This is a genomic window from Azonexus sp. MM2026_4 (assembly GCF_055901855.1).
This window is the reverse complement of record NZ_CM148380.1, coordinates 1,755,747-1,772,948: the sequence shown is the minus strand read 5'-3', so window position 1 is coordinate 1,772,948 and position 17,202 is coordinate 1,755,747. Positions and strand designations below refer to the sequence as shown.

Genomic DNA, 17,202 nt, shown 5'->3' with positions numbered 1-17,202 from the left:
CAAAAGAATGTCAGTGGCGTTGAGATTGTCCGGCCGGGAAGTCATTCAGCCGTTGCCTGCTTGCCGCCAGGTTTTCTGCCGTCAGCCGCCCATCGGTCAACGCCGCTGCCGCGCCGTAAACCGCCCGGTAAACCTGGCGCGGGTCGTAGCTGACCAGGAGCAGATCGACGCCGGCGGCCAGCGCTTCGCTGGCCACTTTGCCGATGCCGAGGTCGTAGACCGCGCCCATGTTGAGGTCGTCGGTAACCAGCACGCCGTCGTAGCCCCAGTCCTTGCGCAGCAGGCGGACGACGGCCGGCGAGTGCGAGGCGGCGCGTTGCGGGTCGAGCGCTTCGAGCGTGACGTGGCCGAGCATCAGCGCGCTGCCGGCGTGGCCGGCGAGGCTGCGGAAGGGTAGCCAGTCGGCGGCGAGTTCGGCCGGCGTCTCGCTCAGCCGGGCCGGGTGCAGGTGGGTGTCGCGGTCGACCCGGCCGAGGCCGGGAAAATGCTTGAGCGTGCCGCGCACGCCGCTGGCGGCGAGGCCGTCGAGGTAGCCGGCGGCGATTTCGGTGACGCCTTCCGGATCGCTGCCGATGGCGCGCGCCGGGATGTCGCTGAACCTGTCGCCGGCAGGTCGGTCAGCCGGGCGCAGGTCGACCACCGGGCCGAAGTTGAGATTGACGCCGAGCCCGGCCAGTGCCTGGCCCTGACGCGCGCCGTAGGCCTGCGCGGCGCGGCCGGGATCGGGCTGGTCGACCACGCCGGCCAGCGGCGGCAGGCGTTCGAGCAGTGGCGACAGGTGATTGACCCGGCCCCCCTCCTGGTCGGCGGCGACGATCAGCGGCGGCAGGCCGGCCTGCGCGCGCAGCGCCTGCAGACCGGCGATCTCGGTGCGCACGTCGGCCAGGCTACGGCCGTGCACGTTGCGTCGGCCGACGTAGATGCCGCCGATCAAGCCTTTGGCCGCCAGTTCGCGGATTTCGTCGAGATCGGTGTAACCGACGATGAAATGCCCACCAACCGCGCGCATTGCCGGCCCGGCGGCGAGTACCGCCTGGCGTTGCCACTGGTAGTCGAGCGCCTGCCAGCCGAGCAGCAGCCCGATACCGACCAGCAGCACGCGGGCGATGCCCGGCAGCCGCCGCCAGCAGAGCAGGCCGAGCGGCGGCAGCACCCAGAGCAGCGCGCTTTCGACGTGGCGCAGGCCGAACAGCAGCGGGTGCTGGTAATACCAGGCCGAGGGCAGCAGCACCAACGGCCACAAATTGGCCGCCAGTGTCGCCGCGCCGGGCAGGCGGCGCGCCGGGGCGCCGCGCAGGGGCAGGGCGAGCGCCGCCATCAGGCCTGCTCCGTCTTGCCGGCCAGGCTGTGCCAATCGACGCGGCGGGTGGCGAGCATGATCGTGCCGAGTGCCGTGAAGAGGAGCAGGGCGCCCATCAGCAGCGCGTTGTCTTCCGAGAGCAGCACGCCGTACAGCACCCCATAGAGGCCGGTGAGGCCGCCGGCAAAGGCCAGCCCGCGCCTCGCGCCGCCCAGCGCGCCGGCCAGGTAGAAGCCGATCAGCGCGATGCAGGCGAGCGAGGACAGTCCGTAAGCCAGCGCGAACGACAGGTGTTCGGAGAGCGCGATGAGCAGCAGGAAGAAGAGCGCCAGCGCCAGCCCGACCAGCAGGTACTGCATCGGGTGGATCGGCGCGCGGCGCAGGATTTCGGTGAGAAAGAAGCCGGCAAAGGTGAGGACGATGAACAGGATGCCGTACTTCACCGCTCGCTCCGATTGCAGGTAAACATTCACCGGGTTGACGAAGTCGATCGACAGCGCCTCGCCCGAAGTCGGGTCCAGCGCGCGGTCGAAATCGCGGGCGAGGTGGGAAATCGCCCACTGCGCATCGAAGCCGTCGGCGCCGACGCTGCGCTCGCGCGGCAGGAAGCGGCCGCCGAAATTGGGGTGCGGCCAGTCCGACTTCAGGTGAATCCGGTTGCTCTGCGCGCTCGGCGTGATCGCCAGGCGGGTGGTGCCGGTCAGTTGCAGCGGAAAGCGCACGTCGAAACTGTGCGTCTTGCTCGGGTCGATGCGCCCCAGCGGCACGATCAGTTGCGGCATCTTCAGCGCCTCGCCGGTTTCCAGCCGGTTACCCGGCGTGACGAAACGGAAAGGCTTGCCGTTGATCGTCACCTCGGGATCGACATCGACCCCGCGCGGATCGGAAACGCCCACGACCAGCGTCGCCTCGGCATCGATCAGCGTGCGCTCCGGCGCGCTGGCGGCGAACGGCTCGATCACCAGCTTCGCCTGGTTGACCAGATCGAGATGGAACAGCCGCGCCTGGTAAATGCCGCGATGGCGGTTTTCCACCCGCGCCGAACCGTCGATGTTCAGGCTCTCGGCGGAGATCAACTGGCGCTGCGTCTCGATGCGCGACACCGTGCCGGTGATCTTGCCGCTGGCCGGATCGCGCGTCGGCTCCTGCACCCGCTCGCGGAATTCGAGCAGGATCACCGGCCCGACCAGCGTCTGTGCGCCGGCCGAACTGTTGGCGATGTTCTGCTGCACTTCGTGCTGGCGCTGACTGCGATCGCGAATCTGCCCCTCGATCAGCGCCAGCGGCACCAGCAGCAGGATGGACATGACGACAACGGCAATAATCTTGAACAGCAACTTGCGGTCCATGAAAGGCTCCCTGAGTGAATGACGGAGCCAGTCTCGCCGCCGCAAGTGAGGGCAGGGCGAAGTGGGGGCGGGGGATTGTGAAGCGGGGGTGAAGTGGGCGGTCGACCACCGCAAGCCGCAGCATCCCATGGCGCGGGAGTAAGCCAATGGAATGCTATGATCCCGCCCACTTGCCTCCCGGCTGTACGCTGAACGATGGCTTCACCCGCTTCCGAACCCGAAGACCGTGTCCAGGTGTGGACCGCCTTGGCCGAACTTTTCGTCGCGCGCGAATTGCAGGATTACGACTACCGAAGCATCGCGCAAACGCTGCGCGCGGCGGAGGTCGGCGCGGCGGAACTGGCGAACATCCTGCGCGACGAGGTGGCGCCCGCCTTCATGGGGAATTTCAGCGGGCTCAACCCGATGCCCGAGATGGAGGGGTGGTCCGAGGACGAAGTCCGTGCCAGGGTACCTGCTGCCATGGCGCGTTCCCGGAGATGGTGGCAACGGCTGTTCAGGCGCTTGCGCCCGGACCCGCTACGGCATCCGGTGCTGCAGGAGCGTTACCGGGTTCTTCTGGGATTGCTTGGCGACTAGCGGGGCGGATAATTTGAGCCCGGCCCCTTTTTCCTTCAAGCAAGGCGTGTACCAGTCCGCTGGCGACCGAACGCATGGCCCTGGCCGGCAGCATGTCGTCCGGGGCGAAGTCGTCGGGATCGTTCATGTCGCGCCTGCGGGCGTGGCGCCTTTTCCAGCCTGTCGTGTCCTGCCTGAACCGTCCACGCCAGCGGCGTGTGAGGTTCAGGCGATGAAAAGTCCAACTGCGAGAAAACCGCCGGGGTAACCCCAGCGTGGCGGGATTGCAGGCAACCCGAACCCGCCTGGAAAGGCGCGCCACGAGGCAAGCCTAGTGCGGCGCCAGGGGGAGCATCAATGACAAAATCCCGCGCTCAAGCGGTGTTGTGACGCAGAAGTTTTTCTGTCCGCACCGCCAAGCGAAGACCTGCAACAAACGAAGTGCAAATCGGGGCAATGGCGGGCCGTACCCAGTTCGCTAGGTGGATTTCAGGCGGTTTCTTTGCTCAAGACGGCGTGCCTGTTCTTGCGGCTCACGATTGACCTCATCGCCCGGTTTTTGCAACCAGGTGACCAAGGCCGCGTTGAAGAAAGTCAAACCCCAGAACATGAAGAATCCGGCCGAATAGACTGCAATCGGTTGCCAGGAAACCGGTTCGCCAAACAAGTAGAGCTGTTGCGGATCGATGATCGTGAAAAAGACCGCTTCACCGAAAATGGCGCTGAACAAAGAAGCACCAAGCAAGAAAATCCATTTCGCCATACTGACCTCCCGAGCCAACAAGGTGTGACAAAAGGTGTTGCACGCTGTGTTTGGACCATGCCGGGCTGCAAAGTTCAATTCCGGTCGCCCGCAGGCCGCCCCGGCGGGCGGCAGGGCGGCCGCGTTCATGCTTCCTCCGGATTGCTGCTCAGGCGATGCCAATTGACGTGGCGGGTGGCGAGCATGGTTGTGCCCTGCGCGGCGAAGAGCAGCAGGGCGCCCATCAGCAGCGCGTTGTCTTCCGAGCGCAGCACGCCGCCTAGCGCGCCGGCCAGGTAGAAGCCGATCAGGTTGAATGAATCATGCTTGCGAAGGGCCTTGTCAGAACCTGGGTTCAGCCAGCCAATGCAGTAGAAATTTGCATGTTGCGCCAATGCAACACCTGTTGCATCCATGCCGAAATATCACCTTGACCCCCGCCCCATCCCCCCGCGATACTTCCCCCACGTTTTGCCAACCGCATTTTTTGAAAGGAGTACGACATGCCTGCACGAGATCACGAGGTTTTCCAGCGCTGAGCCGCAGGCGAGTCGTCGCCCGGAACGCGCTGATCAGCGAATCCGGGCCGGGAAATGAACCCTGGCCGTCCGCCGGGGTTTTTTATGCCTTTTTGGCGGTTGACCGCAAAGTTTTCACCGCGGGCCGGATTCCATAGCAAAGCACTATTCTGGAATCCATCATGGGCATTCAATTAGAACTGAACAAGGGGCGCGTCCCGGTCAAGGTGTGGACGCGCGATATCGAAGCTTCGGCCATGCAGCAGTTGCTGAACGTGGCCAATCTGCCGATCGTGCATGGCCATGTCGCGGCCATGCCGGACGTGCATGCGGGCATCGGCGCCACCGTCGGCAGCGTCATTCCGACGCGGCAGGCGATCATTCCGGCGGCGGTCGGCGTGGACATCGGTTGCGGCATGAACGCGGTGCGCACGACGTTGCGTGCCGAGAATTTGCCGGACAATCTGCGCAGTTTGCGTCTGGGCATCGAAGGCAGCGTGCCTTGCGGCTTCGAACAGCACGCGGCGAGCCGGATGCGCGGCAGCGCCTTGCAGCGGGTCGGGCGGGTGCTCGACCAGCGGCTGGACGCGATTGTCGGCAAGCATCCGGGGCTGATGAAGATGCAGCGCCGGTTCAACGAAACCTGGCTGTGCCAGCTCGGCACGCTGGGCGGCGGCAATCACTTCATCGAGCTGTGCCTGGACGAGGCCGGCGCGGTGTGGGTGATGCTGCATTCCGGCTCGCGCGGCATCGGCAACGTCATCGGCCGCTATTTCATCGCCGCCGCGCAGAAGGACATGCAGCGTCACCGCATCCATCTGCCGGACCGCGACCTCGCCTATTTCAGCGAGGGCTCGGACCTGTTCGACGATTACGTCGAGGCGGTGGAGTGGGCGCAGGATTACGCGCTGCTCAACCGGCAGCAGATGCTGGCGGCGGTGGTCGAGGTGTTGAAGAAGCAGCTGCCGCCTTTCCGGCTGGAGAGCGAGGCGATCAACTGCCACCACAACTACGTGGCGCGCGAGCGGCATTTCGGCGAGAACCTGTTCATCACCCGCAAGGGCGCCATTTCGGCGCAGGCGGGCGAACTGGGCATCATCCCCGGCAGCATGGGGGCGCGTTCGTACATCGTGCGCGGGCTGGGCAATGCGCAGTCGTTTTGCTCGTGCGCGCACGGGGCGGGGCGGCGGATGAGCCGCAGCGCGGCCAAGCGGCGCTTTTCCCGTTTCGATCTGGAAGACCAGACGGCGGGCATCGAGTGTCGCAAGGATGGCGGGGTCGTCGATGAAATTCCGGCGGCGTACAAGGACATCGATCAGGTGATGGAGAACCAGCGCGATCTGGTGGAGGTGGTCCATACCCTGAAGCAGGTCCTGTGCGTGAAGGGGTGAGCGATGGCCAAGAAACTCGAACCGCTGATCCTGCCGCAAAGCCGGCCGCGCAACCCGCTGCTGGTGCCCGGCCTGACCCGCCGCGCCGGCCCGCACGGCAACACCCGCAAGGCCGCCCGCCAGCAGGCGCGGCAACGCACTCGAGAGATGCTCGATGCGTTGCTCGCCGGCGACGTGGCGGAGTTTGAAATCGATTGAAGGACAAGGCCGCGGCCGATCCGGTCGCGGCGCATTTTTTACCAAGGAGAAAACCATGACTGACCTTTCCCAGCCCCCGCTACGCACCTCATTCCCGAATGCACCTCCCGGAGTCATCCATGCAAAAAGCACTCGCCGACGAGATCGTCGCCTGTCTACAGGGCGAACGCACCGTCTACTCTTATTACCGTGACCGCTACGGCATCGGCCTGTTGCGGCACCACTGCCGCCAGCAGCCGGGGCGGCGTGCGCCGGTCGCCGCCTTGCGCCGTTCCGCCTACGCCGGCCTGCTCGAAAAACCGCGCCTGAAGCCCTTGCTCGCCCATTGCGGCGGCAGCCTCGACGAAGCCTGGCTCAACGCCGCCGATTACGATGCGGCGCAGACGCCTTTCATCCTCAACCTCGCCCAGTGGGGCAACGAGCGCCGCGGCGACTGGCGCTGGCAGCAAACCTCGCGGCCGGGCGTCAATCTTGTCCTGCAACTCAATTTCAGTGGCGAGCACCAGCGTCTTTTCGCGCCGCTCGGCGATGCCAAGCACCTGTTCACCTACTACGGCCACCCGGTTGCCCGCCAGCGTCACACGCTGGCCTGGGCGCGCATCGACATCGACTGGGCGAGCGGCAGCGCGCTGATCGAGGAAATCCAGAACGACTGGCTGCGCTACGCGGACGATCTGGAAGCCTGGCTGTTGCGGCAACAGCGGGCCGGAGCCGGCGACAGGGACGTCGTCAGGTACGGCTACCGCAAGCTGCCGTTACCGCTCGGCCAGTCGCTCGCCTACTGTCGCCACCTGCGCGAACGCTATCGCCCGATCTGGGCGGAAGCCATGCTATGGGCGGCGATTGCCTTCCTGCGCGAGGAAATCGGGGTCGCGCACATCTACTACCACAGCGAAGCGAGCGGTCGCCTGCTCAAGCGCATCGGCCACACGGCGCCGCCGCGCTCGCTGTACACCGAACTGCCGCGCCGCTTCTGCTTCCAGCCAACCGCCGACTGGCCGGATTTCCTGCTCGCCGACAAGGCCAACGTAGGACTGCGGCGGCAGAATCCGGCGGTGGAGATGTTTCGGTTGGCGGCGGAGTGACGGCCCTCTGCTCTGGAACCTGGTAGCGAGTGAGTTTCGTCGGCAACTCAGTGGCTGACGATTCTGCACGTCCCCAAAAGGCGTGTGCACCAAAGGGGCGATGCAGTTCGCTGTCTAGCTGTTTGATTTTCAGGCGAAATTACAAGGCGCCAGCAAACCGCCGAAGCGTCGTTTCGTCATTGGCAGGGGCGGTTTGCAAGTTCATGCCCAGCAACTCGGCGCGCACCTCGGCAAATGCCTTGAAGCACTTGCTGTCTTCGGCGGGTGCTTCGGTGGAAATCAGCGTGGCCTCGGGCAGCAGGCCCCTGGCCTGCAAACGGCGTAGTTTTGGCACCCACGAATCGGCGTGCTCGAAGACTTTGAACGGCTCGTCCTGTGCCAGGAAAAGTGGTTTGATGGCCCTGACCGGTTTGCCGTTGTCGAGCAGCACAAATGGAAAGCGCGCCCGGGTGTCGTCGTCGGCGATGGTGTGGGCCTGGAAGGGCTTGGCGAGCGGCAAAGTGCGCAACAACTGACCGATGCGTTTTTCCAGAACTTCCTCGCGGTGTTCCGGCGTCGCGAAATCGTGCTCGACGTAACGGCCAAACAGGCTCTCGAGTTCAAGCGCCGGGTCGGCGGTCAGAATCGCACGAGCCGGGGCAAAGCGCACGATCGCTTCGCGTGGATGGGTCAGCGCGGTGAACAACTGGCGGGCATTTTCGGCATCGGCGCGGGGGAAAACTTCGGTCTCCAGCATCGTTTTGACGCGCGCCAACTCCTGCTCGAAAAGCCCTAGAGCGCGAACGAACACGGCGCGGTCCAGGCGTTCGAAGAAACCGGTGATGCGCTTTGTCCGTCGGGCGTTTTGCAGACGGAAACCGAAAAAGCCGCGCTCCGGGCAAAGCAAGGCGACGCCCACGTTGGCGAACTCCCCTGTTTCTGCATAGGGAAGGAACTGCACGACAGCGTAGCGGCAAGCAAACTGGCTCATAGCGTCCTCCAGAAGTCAGGGGTTGCACAACGCGCCGCCAAGCTGCGGGCGGCTACCGGGTCGAATTGGCAGGGAATATCTTGCTCGTCGTTTTCCCACCGCCATTCGGGAGGGACATTATCGCAAGCCTCATCCCAGACGGAAAGCGCATCATTGAGCCGCGCCGCGTAACGAGCCTGTTCGGCCAGGTCTTTGAATACCGCGTCGTGCTGCCCGGCAAACAGATGGTGCGCCCAGAAATCCGCTGCTGAAAAAGCAGGGTCGAACGCCTGGTTGTGATCAATGACCACCAATTCCTTGTTGCCTGAATGCCATAGCAGATTTGGGTTGCCGCGCGTGCGGTCGCCGTTTTTCAGCCACCAGTCAAAAACCAGAATATCGCGCTGCAGGGTTTTATCGACAGCCGGCGCAGCGGCCAACTCCAGCCACTGGCAGCCTGCGGCGTTGCGCGAAGCGAACGCCGGGCCGTTGCCCAGTGGGCGCAAGTCGGGCGGACATTCGCGAATCAAGGCGGCCGGCACTTCGGCGATGCAGAAGGGCGGAATCGGCAGCCCGAAAGCCCGCCCGAGATTCCCGGCCAGCCACTCCGCCCATAAGCTGGCTCGTCCGCTGGCCCGACCTTTCACGAAATACAACTCGCCGTCGTCGCCCCGGCACAGGAAAGGTGAAGACAAACCCTGATCGGCCTGTTTGATGACTTCGACGATGGTTAGCGACATGAAAGCTCCGATCGGTAAAGCGCGTCAAGAGATGGCTACGGAGTTCTGGGGCGTCAAGGCTGCGGCAACCTGATCCAGGCTTCCCCACCACCCTCCGGGTGATTCGCAAACCCCGCTTCGCCACCATGCAATCTTGCCACCTCGCGCACCAGCGCCAGTCCCAGCCCGGTGCTTTTCTTGCCGGTCGCCGGGCGGGGCAGGGAGTAGAAGCGGTTGAAGAGTTGTGCCAGGGCGTAGTCGGGGGCGCCGGCGCCGTGGTCGCGCAGGCGGATTTCGGCGGTTTCTGCGGTTGTATGCAGAGTCAGCGAGATTTCGCCGCCGGCGGGTGAGAATTCGATGGCGTTGTCGAGCAGGTTGAGGACGGCCTGGCGCAGCAGAAAGGCGTCGCCGTTGAGGGTGACGCCCGGTTCGGCGTCGATGACGCAATGCACATTGCGCGCGGCGAGCGCCAGTTGGCGGTCGGCGACGGCGGTTTTCAGGAGTTCGGTGAGGTCGACCGCGGCCTTGGCGCCGGGCGCTTGCAGTTGTTCGACGCGGGCGAGTTGCAGCATGCGGTCGATGATGTCGCGCAGGCGCCCGGCCTGTTCGCCGATGCTGGCGGCGAAGCGGCGGCGGTCTTCTTCCGGTAGCTCGTCTTCGAGGATTTCGGCGGCGCCGATCACCGCGGTCAGCGGGCTTTTCATTTCGTGCGCCAGGTTCTGCACGTAGCGTTCGACGTACTGCTTGCCTTCGAGCTTTTCGCGCATCGTCGCCAGCGCCTGCGCCAGTTCGGAGAGTTGGCGGCCGCCGCCGCTGGGCGGTTCGGCTTTGCGCCCTTCGCTGACGGCGCGGGCGTAGTCGCGCAGGCGGTGGATCGACCAGCTGAGCCAGGCGGTGAACACCAGGCCGATCACCGCCGTTGCCAGCAGCAGCGTCAGGCCGGAGGCGCGCACGCGGTCGGTGGCGCGGTCGACGAAGGGGGCGATCGAGGTCATCGGCTTGGCCAGCGAGATGACGCCGATCAACTGGCCGTCGCGGCGCACCGGCGCGGCGACGTGCATCACCGAGGTGGTCGGATCGTCCGGCTTGTAGCGGCTCTGGCGGGCGCCGTATTCGCCGCGCAGCACGCGGGCGATGTCCTTCCATTGCGAGAAGTCAGTACCCTGCGCCTGACCGGCGGAGTCGTAGACGACGACGCCGCGCGCGTCGGTGAGATAGATGCGCAGGTCGACGCTGTCCTTCTTGATGCCGTAGATTTCGGCGCCCGGATGGCGTTGCAGCGCGGCGGCGACGGCCGTGGCGAAGGCGCCGTCATTGATCTGCCCGGCGGCGAGTTCGCGGGCGGCCAGTTCGGCGAGCAGGTTGGCGCTGTCGACCAGGCTTTCCTCGGTGGCCTGGCGGATGCTCGGCTCGCTTTCCTTGACGAAGGTGTACAGCACGAACCAGGCGGCCAGCCCGACGACCAGGAAATAGCCGAAGAACAGGCGGACCGAGATGTTCACGCTCAGGCGGCCAGGCTGTAGCCGAGGCCGCGATGGGTGAGGATGACCTCGTCGTCGCGCACCGCGCGCAGCTTGCCGCGCAGCGTCTTGATGTGGGTGTCGACGGTGCGCTCCAGGCTTTCGCCGTCGTCCTGCCACACCGCCGCCATGATCTGCGGGCGGCTCAGGATGCGCCCCGGGCGTTCGAGCAAGAGCGCTAGCAGCAGGTATTCGTAGCGGGTCAGCGCCAGCCAGTGGCCGTGGTAGGCGATGCGCAGACCGTCGCGGTCGACGGCGAATCTTTCCGGATTGGGCGCCGGGGCGCCGGAGTCGCCGTTCTGGCGCGGCTCCGGATGCAGGCGGCGCAGGATGGCGCGCACCCGCGAGGCGACCTCGCGCGGGCTGAACGGCTTGGTCACGTAGTCGTCGCCGCCCAGCTCGAGGCCGACGATGCGGTCGACCTCGTCGGAACGGGCGGTCAGGAACAGCACCGGCAGGTCGGACTCGCGGCGCAGCGCGCGGCAGACGTCGAAGCCGGTGATGTCGGGCAGGCCGACGTCGAGCACGACGAAATCGACGCCGCCCTGTTGCAGCCGCGCCAGCGCCTCGCCGCCCAGCGTGCAGCACTCGGTGGCAAAGCCCTCGGCGCGCAGCGCGTAGCTCAGCGTATCGGCGATGGCCGGTTCGTCGTCGACGATCAGGATTTTCATGATGGGGGGCAATGATACGGCATGGCGCCGGCGACGGGATTGACAGCGTTTCCGGCGCCCCGGACGATGGCGCTCCCGCTACTTGCCGCCATGCACATGATCGACCATCTCGACCACCTCGTCCTGACGACCGCCAACGAAGCCGCCTGCATCGATTTCTACACGCGGGTGCTGGGCATGTCGCTGGAGACCTTCGTCGGCGGCACGCCGCCGGTCGAGCGCAAGGCCTTCAAGTTCGGCCGGCAGAAGATCAACCTGCACCTCAAGGGCAAGGAATTCGAGCCCAAGGCGGCGCTGCCGACGCCCGGTTCGCTCGATCTCTGCTTCATGGCCAGCCGGCCGCTGGCGACGGTGATCGAACATCTGCAGGCCTGCGCCTGGCCGGTCGTCGAAGGCCCGGTCCGGCGCACCGGCGCCACAGGTCCGATCCGCTCGGTCTACGTGCGCGACCCCGACGCCAACCTGATCGAGATTTCCGAGCCGGTCGCCGGCTGAACTGCCGCTTCATCCTCGCTTCATCGTCGCCTCACCCGGCCCGGCGACAGTGGCGGCCTGAACCTTTCGGGAGTCCGCCATGCCAACAGTCATTTGCTCCGTCGTGCCGTCATCCGACTTTCCCGCCCGTCGGCGGGTGGGGGGCTGAAGCGATGTGGCTGCTTCTGCTCTATCCGCTGCTCTTCATCCTGCTTTGCGCCGCTTGCGCCAGCCTGGCCTGCCGTCTGCTCGGCGCTGGCCGTCTCGGCTGGCAGCCGGCGCTGCTCTACGGCGGCGGCGCCTTCCTGGTGATGCATGGCGGCTTCGTCTTCGGGCTGTGGCGCGGTGTCCTGCCGCTGCTCCTGCCCTTCATCGCCCTCGTTATCTGGGGCTGGTTCTTCTTCCTGCGCTGGCCGCGGCACGAGGCGGAAACCGTGGGGCTGGAAGCGGGCCTCTGTCGTTCGCTGCTTGCGGCCGGCCTGTACTTCGTCATCGGCTCGGGGATGCTGCTTTTCCTGTTCTCGCTGGATGGCTGGAATATCCCGGCGATCGACTGAAAGGTCCGGCCCACCGGTTCACGGATTGACTAGCGCCGCCAGGAAACGCTCGGCGGCGACGCTGGCCGGCCAGGGTTCCCAGGGGGTGCCGCCGTATTGGGCGAGCAGCGGGTCGTCAGTCAGTGGTCTGGCCTTGATGCCGAGTACGTTGCGCACTTCGGCGGCCGACCAACCGGCGACGTGCACCGCTTCGCTGGCGGCGGCGAGGCGGTCGGCTTCCTTGTGGCGGCGCTTTTCCTCGTCGCTCCAGGCGGGCAGGCCGTAGCGCAGGAAGACGGCCTGCGTCAGGCGTTCGGTCAGCGCCGCGAAGGCGTCGCCGAGGATGGGTTTGAGCGGCGAGATGGGGTCGAAGCCGATCAAGCCTTCTTCGGCGTCGTGCAGGAGTTCGCGCAGGGCGACGGCGGGGGCGAGCGGTTCGGGCGACATCTGGCGGCGCAGCGTCAGGACCAGGATGCTGTGCTGGGCGACCGACAGGGGACGCGGCCAGACCGAATGGCCGCCCCAGCGGAAGGTCCGCGCCAGGCCGATGGCCAGGTCGCGGTCGTCCCAGTCGAAGGGCGTGGGGTCGAGCAGGTCGAGCCGCTTTCCGGAGGGTTGGCGGACCCAGGCGCGGGGGGCTTGCTGACGGCTCATCTCGATGCGTGCGGCGGGGCGGTTTTTACGTTGGAGCAGCGACTTTAACACCGGCCGAGCCGGCTTCACCCTCGCTTCATGCTCTGCTCACCCGGCCGGTCGACAGTGGCGGCGTGTATTTCAGGAGACCGCCATGAACCGCAACGCCAAGATTCTGCTGCTCAATCCGCCGCATACCGCCATCGGCAGCCGGGTGCCCGACGACCATCTGCCGCCGCTCGGCCTGCTCTCCATCGGCGGGCCGCTGCTCGACGCCGGCTTTGCCGTCGAACTGCTCGACGCCGACTACGACCCGCTTTCGCCGGACGAGATCGTCCGCCGCGTGCGGGCGGCGGCGCCGCGCATCGTCATGGTCGGCCATGCCGGCTCGTCGACGGCGCACGCCACCATCCTTGAACTGGCGACCCGCATCAAGGCGGCGCTACCCGAGGTCTGCATCGTCTATGGCGGCGTCCATCCGACCTATCACTGGCGCGAGACGTTGACGCAGTGCCCGGCCATCGACCTGGTCGTGCGCGGCGAGGGCGAGCGCACGGCGCTGCTGCTGGCGCGCGCCATCGTCAGCCACGGCCTGGTAGGCACCGTGCCCGGCGTTGCTTTCCGCCAGGACGGGCGGGTGTGGGCGACGCGGCAGGCGAAGCCGATAGCGAATCTGGACGATTACCGCGTCGCCTGGGAGTTGATCGACTTCGCCCGCTATTCCTACTGGGGCGGCCGGCGGGCGGTGGTCGTGCAGTTCTCGCGCGGCTGCCCCTACCTGTGCAGTTATTGTGGCCAGCGTGGCTTCTGGCGCAGCTGGCGGCATCGCGATCCGGTCCGTTTTGCCCGCGAACTGGCCTGGCTGCACCGCGAACACGGGGTCGAGGTGATCAATTTCGCCGACGAACTGCCGACCGCCTCGCGCGCCGCCTGCCAGGCCTTCCTTGAGGCGCTGATCGCGGAAAACGTCAATCTCACCCTGGTCGGCTCGACGCGCGCCGGCGACATCGTGCGCGACGCCGACATCTTGCACCTCTACCGCCGCGCCGGGGTTATCCGCTTCCTGCTCGGCATCGAGAGCTACGATCCGGCGACACTGGAAGCCATCCGCAAGGACGCGACGCCGCGCGAGGACGCCGAGGCGATTCGCCTGCTGCGCCGCCACGGCATCGTTTCGATGGCGACCTACGTGGTCGGCTTCGGCGCGGAGACCGACCGCGATTACTGGCAGTCGTTGAAACATCTGCTGCGCTACGACCCGGACCAGATCCAGTTGCTCTACGCGACGCCGCACCAATGGACGCGTTTCTTCGAGACGGTCGCCCAGCGCGAGGTGGTGCAGACCGATACCCACCTGTGGGACTACAAGCACCAGGTGCTGTCAACGCCGGGCATGCCGCCCTGGCGCCTGCTGCTCTGGGTCAAGGGCATCGAGGTGGCGCTGCAACTGCGGCCGCGCGCGCTGCTGCGCACCTACTTCAGCCGCGACCCGGAATTCCGCCACGCGATGCGCTGGTACGTGCAGATGGGGCGCCGCGTCTGGTTGCGCGAGGTTGGCGAGTTCCTGTTCGGCAAGCGGCCGCGTTCGGGCGGACCGAGTCTGGCCGAGTTCGACCGGCGCCAGCGCGAACTGCCGCAAGGTTCGGTGCAAAATTCGGCGCATGGCGCGACGGTGGTCGCCTTGCCGGGCGGCCTGGACGAACGCCTGTCCGGCGCCTGAATGCGTGCCGCGCGCCGCTTGGGGCGTCGCTCAGGCGCGCGGGAAGCGGACGGGTTGCGGGCCGCGCTGCCTGGCCCTGATCACCACAGTGCTGGCCAGCTTGTCGTGCCAGCCCTGTTTCCTGCTGTCGAACCCCACCCACAGGAGGCCGAGCCCCAGCGGAACGATCGAGACGAAATAGGCCAGGTAGCGCCCGATACTTTGCGCGAGCGACAGGCTGGCGCCGGATTCGGCATCGACCACGCGCAGCGAGAGGACCGCCTTACCCGGTGTGGCTTGCCGTTGCGTCCAGAACCAGACCACCGCGGCAGCCGGTAGGACCCAGGAAATCAGGAAATCGGCCGGCCCGGCGAGCAGGGCTTCGCTGTCGAAGTATTCCCAGCCGTAGAAGGAAACGAGCAGCGGCAAGGTGATGACCACGATCAATAGCGAGTCGATGATGCTGGCGCCGACCCTGATCCAGAAACCCGCGTATTCGACATCCGTTTCGTCCATGGCAACCCCGTTCAGCGACTGGTGACAGCGCCGGAATGGCTTTGTCATGGCGCGATCCTGCCTTGAATCGGCAGTCACGGCAAGCTGCCCCCGCGGCCTCGCGGCAGCGGGGGCGCTTGGTTCAGCTCAGGTCGAAGCGGTCGGCGTTCATCACCTTGGTCCAGGCAGCGACGAAGTCGCGCACGAACTTCTCGCGGTTGTCGTCCTGGGCGTAGACCTCGGCGTAGGCGCGCAGCACCGAGTTTGAGCCGAAGACGAGATCGACGCGGCTGGCCGTCCAGCGGGTGGCGCCGCTTTGCCGGTCGACGATGGCGTAGCTGTTGCGGCCGGTCGGCTGCCAGGCGTAGGCCATGTCGGTCAGGTTGACGAAGAAGTCGTTGCTGAGCACGCCGACGCGCTCGGTGAACACGCCGTGCGCGCTGCCGCCGTGGTTGGCGCCGAGGACGCGCAGGCCGCCGACGAGCACGGTCATTTCGCAGGCGGTGAGGCGCAGCAACTGGGCGCGGTCGAGCAGCATTTCCTCCGGCGTCACGGCATAGGCCTGCTTCTGCCAGTTGCGGAAGCCATCGGCCAGCGGTTCGAGGACGGCGAAGGACTCGACGTCGGTCATTTCCTGGCTGGCGTCGCCGCGACCCGGGGCGAAGGGCACCGGGATGTCGAAGCCGGCGGCCCTGACCGCCTGTTCGACGCCGACGTTGCCGGCGAGCACGATGACGTCGGCGACGCTGGCGCCGGTTGCGCCGGCGATCCGCTCATAGACCGCGAGCACCTTCTCCAGTCGCGCCGGTTCGTTGCCTGCCCAGTCCTTTTGTGGGGCGAGGCGGATGCGGGCGCCGTTGGCACCGCCGCGCTTGTCGGAGCCGCGGAAGGTGCGGGCGCTGTCCCAGGCGGTGGCAACCATCTCGGCGAGCGACAGGCCGCTGGCGGCGATCTGTGCCTTGACGGCGGCGACATCGTAATCGGTACGGCCGGCCGGGACCGGGTCCTGCCAGATGAGGTCTTCCGCCGGCACGTCGGGGCCGATGTAGCGCGCCTTCGGGCCCATGTCGCGGTGGGTCAGCTTGAACCAGGCGCGGGCAAAGGTTTCCGAGAAGTAGGCCGGATCGTCGCGGAAGCGTTCGGCGATTTTGCGGTATTCCGGGTCGAACTTGAGCGCCATGTCGGCGTCGGTCATCATCGGCAGGCAACGGAGCGAGGCGTCTTCGACGTCGACCGGCTTGTCTTCTTCGGCGATGTTGATCGGTGCCCACTGGTGCGCGCCGGCCGGCGACTTGGTCAGCCACCAGTCGTACTTGAACAGCAGCTCGAAGTAGCCGTTGTCCCACTTTGTCGGGTGCGTCGTCCACGCGCCTTCGATGCCGCTGGTCACGGTGTCGCGGCCGATGCTGCGGCTGCTGTGGTTGTTCCAGCCCAGCCCTTGCTCATTGACGTCGGCCGCTTCCGGCGCGGCGCCGAGATTGGCGGCGCTGCCGTTACCGTGTGCCTTGCCGACGGTGTGACCACCGGCGGTGAGGGCAACGGTTTCCTCGTCGTCCATCGCCATGCGGGCGAAGGTGACGCGCATGTCCTGCGCCGTCTTCAGCGGGTCGGGCTGGCCGTCGACGCCTTCCGGGTTGACGTAGATGAGGCCCATCATCACCGCGGCGAGCGGGTTTTCCAGGTCGCGTTCGCCGGAATAGCGGCTGCCTTCGCTGCCGGTCGGCGCCAGCCACTGCTTTTCCGAGCCCCAGTAGATGTCCTTTTCCGGATGCCAGATGTCCTCGCGGCCGAAGGCGAAACCGAAGGTCTTCAAGCCCATCGACTCGTAGGCCATGTTGCCGGCGAGGATGATCAGGTCGGCCCAGGACAGCTTGTTGCCGTATTTCTTCTTGATCGGCCACAGCAGGCGGCGCGCCTTGTCGAGATTGACGTTGTCCGGCCACGAGTTGAGCGGCGCGAAACGCTGGTTGCCGGTGCCGCCGCCACCCCGCCCGTCGGCGATGCGGTAGGTGCCGGCCGAGTGCCAGGCCATGCGGATCATCAGGCCGCCGTAGTGGCCCCAGTCGGCCGGCCACCAGGGCTGGCTGTCGGTCATCAGCGCCTTGAGGTCGGCCTTCAGGGCGTCGACGTCAAGCTTCTTCACTTCCTCGCGGTAGTTGAAACCGGCGCCCAGCGGGTTGGTCTTGCTATCGTGCTGGTGCAGGATGTCGAGGTTGAGCGCCTTCGGCCACCAGGCCATGTTGGAATTGCCACTGGCGGTGTTGCCGCCGTGCATCACCGGGCATTGGCCGGTGGGCTTCGAGGTGTTTTCTTCCATGTTCGTCTCTCCTGACTGAATTTATCGGTCGCCGTTTGCAGCCTTGCA

General features: G+C 66.3%; 18 protein-coding genes. 7 read left to right on the top strand and 11 right to left on the bottom strand.

The window, feature by feature from the left end; all coding sequences use genetic code 11:
* Positions 1-10: 10 nt before the first annotated feature.
* Both AC0KWY_RS08180 and creD read right to left on the bottom strand, forming a co-directional pair.
* On the bottom strand, positions 11-1,318 hold the full coding sequence (locus tag AC0KWY_RS08180; RefSeq protein ID WP_474029145.1) for a glycoside hydrolase family 3 N-terminal domain-containing protein: 1,308 nt from the start codon (positions 1,316-1,318) through the stop codon (positions 11-13).
* The gene (gene creD / locus AC0KWY_RS08175; RefSeq protein ID WP_474029144.1) at positions 1,318-2,649 is read right to left on the bottom strand and encodes a cell envelope integrity protein CreD; all 1,332 of its coding nucleotides are present in this window, start codon (positions 2,647-2,649) and stop codon (positions 1,318-1,320) included. The genes AC0KWY_RS08180 and creD overlap by 1 nt, the downstream gene beginning before the upstream one ends.
* Before the next feature lie 246 nt (positions 2,650-2,895).
* Between creD and AC0KWY_RS08170 the strand changes: the two genes are divergently transcribed.
* Complete coding sequence (locus AC0KWY_RS08170) at positions 2,896-3,228, top strand: DUF7079 family protein (RefSeq protein ID WP_474029143.1); 333 nt, start codon at positions 2,896-2,898, stop codon at positions 3,226-3,228.
* Between the two features lie 457 nt (positions 3,229-3,685).
* On the opposite strand, the gene AC0KWY_RS08165 is transcribed toward AC0KWY_RS08170, so the two are convergent.
* Together AC0KWY_RS08165 and AC0KWY_RS08160 are read right to left on the bottom strand one after the other, a co-directional pair.
* On the bottom strand, positions 3,686-4,099 hold the full coding sequence (locus AC0KWY_RS08165) for a hypothetical protein (protein ID WP_474029142.1): 414 nt from the start codon (positions 4,097-4,099) through the stop codon (positions 3,686-3,688).
* Positions 4,096-4,365 carry an inner membrane CreD family protein gene (locus AC0KWY_RS08160; RefSeq protein WP_474029141.1) on the bottom strand — a complete coding sequence of 90 codons (270 nt, stop codon included), beginning with the start codon at positions 4,363-4,365 and terminating at the stop codon, positions 4,096-4,098. The genes AC0KWY_RS08165 and AC0KWY_RS08160 overlap by 4 nt, the downstream gene beginning before the upstream one ends.
* 284 nt (positions 4,366-4,649) lie before the next feature.
* On the opposite strand from AC0KWY_RS08160, the gene AC0KWY_RS08155 reads away from it, so the two are divergent.
* From AC0KWY_RS08155 to AC0KWY_RS08145, 3 genes are all read left to right on the top strand, one after another.
* Entirely contained in the window at positions 4,650-5,858 is a 1,209-nt protein-coding gene (locus AC0KWY_RS08155) for an RtcB family protein (protein WP_474029140.1), read from the top strand.
* A 3-nt stretch (positions 5,859-5,861) separates the two neighbouring features.
* A complete protein-coding gene (locus tag AC0KWY_RS08150; RefSeq protein WP_374328137.1) occupies positions 5,862-6,056 on the top strand; it encodes a hypothetical protein in 195 nt (64 codons plus the stop codon).
* 119 nt (positions 6,057-6,175) lie between these two features.
* Positions 6,176-7,141: a hypothetical protein gene (locus AC0KWY_RS08145; RefSeq protein ID WP_474029139.1), complete on the top strand. Its 966-nt coding sequence runs from the start codon at positions 6,176-6,178 to the stop codon at positions 7,139-7,141.
* Between the two features lie 139 nt (positions 7,142-7,280).
* Here AC0KWY_RS08145 and AC0KWY_RS08140 read toward each other — a convergent pair whose 3' ends face one another.
* The 4 genes from AC0KWY_RS08140 to creB are packed head-to-tail and all read right to left on the bottom strand — an operon-like array spanning position 7,281 to position 11,000.
* Positions 7,281-8,111: a DUF3037 domain-containing protein gene (locus AC0KWY_RS08140; protein WP_474029138.1), complete on the bottom strand. Its 831-nt coding sequence runs from the start codon at positions 8,109-8,111 to the stop codon at positions 7,281-7,283.
* A complete protein-coding gene (locus tag AC0KWY_RS08135; protein ID WP_474029137.1) occupies positions 8,108-8,830 on the bottom strand; it encodes a HipA family kinase in 723 nt (240 codons plus the stop codon). The genes AC0KWY_RS08140 and AC0KWY_RS08135 overlap by 4 nt, the downstream gene beginning before the upstream one ends.
* A 53-nt stretch (positions 8,831-8,883) precedes the next feature.
* A complete protein-coding gene (gene creC / locus AC0KWY_RS08130) occupies positions 8,884-10,311 on the bottom strand; it encodes a two-component system sensor histidine kinase CreC (protein WP_474029136.1) in 1,428 nt (475 codons plus the stop codon).
* A 2-nt stretch (positions 10,312-10,313) separates the two neighbouring features.
* The gene (creB, locus tag AC0KWY_RS08125; protein WP_474029135.1) at positions 10,314-11,000 is read right to left on the bottom strand and encodes a two-component system response regulator CreB; all 687 of its coding nucleotides are present in this window, start codon (positions 10,998-11,000) and stop codon (positions 10,314-10,316) included.
* A gap of 66 nt (positions 11,001-11,066) precedes the next feature.
* Between creB and AC0KWY_RS08120 the strand changes: the two genes are divergently transcribed.
* Positions 11,067-11,495, top strand: coding sequence for a VOC family protein (locus AC0KWY_RS08120; protein WP_474029134.1), 429 nt, complete (start codon positions 11,067-11,069; stop codon positions 11,493-11,495).
* A gap of 152 nt (positions 11,496-11,647) precedes the next feature.
* Positions 11,648-12,031: a hypothetical protein gene (locus tag AC0KWY_RS08115; RefSeq protein ID WP_474029133.1), complete on the top strand. Its 384-nt coding sequence runs from the start codon at positions 11,648-11,650 to the stop codon at positions 12,029-12,031.
* Between the two features lie 18 nt (positions 12,032-12,049).
* Here AC0KWY_RS08115 and AC0KWY_RS08110 read toward each other — a convergent pair whose 3' ends face one another.
* The gene (locus AC0KWY_RS08110; RefSeq protein ID WP_474029131.1) at positions 12,050-12,664 is read right to left on the bottom strand and encodes a hypothetical protein; all 615 of its coding nucleotides are present in this window, start codon (positions 12,662-12,664) and stop codon (positions 12,050-12,052) included.
* Between the two features lie 133 nt (positions 12,665-12,797).
* On the opposite strand from AC0KWY_RS08110, the gene bchE reads away from it, so the two are divergent.
* Positions 12,798-14,363 (top strand): magnesium-protoporphyrin IX monomethyl ester anaerobic oxidative cyclase, encoded by a 1,566-nt coding sequence (bchE, locus tag AC0KWY_RS08105; protein WP_474029130.1) that lies wholly within the window; start codon positions 12,798-12,800, stop codon positions 14,361-14,363.
* Between the two features lie 30 nt (positions 14,364-14,393).
* On the opposite strand, the gene AC0KWY_RS08100 is transcribed toward bchE, so the two are convergent.
* Both AC0KWY_RS08100 and katG read right to left on the bottom strand, forming a co-directional pair.
* The gene (locus tag AC0KWY_RS08100; protein ID WP_474029129.1) at positions 14,394-14,906 is read right to left on the bottom strand and encodes an RDD family protein; all 513 of its coding nucleotides are present in this window, start codon (positions 14,904-14,906) and stop codon (positions 14,394-14,396) included.
* A gap of 73 nt (positions 14,907-14,979) precedes the next feature.
* Positions 14,980-17,154 (bottom strand): catalase/peroxidase HPI, encoded by a 2,175-nt coding sequence (katG, locus tag AC0KWY_RS08095; RefSeq protein ID WP_474029128.1) that lies wholly within the window; start codon positions 17,152-17,154, stop codon positions 14,980-14,982.
* Positions 17,155-17,202: the final 48 nt, after the last annotated feature.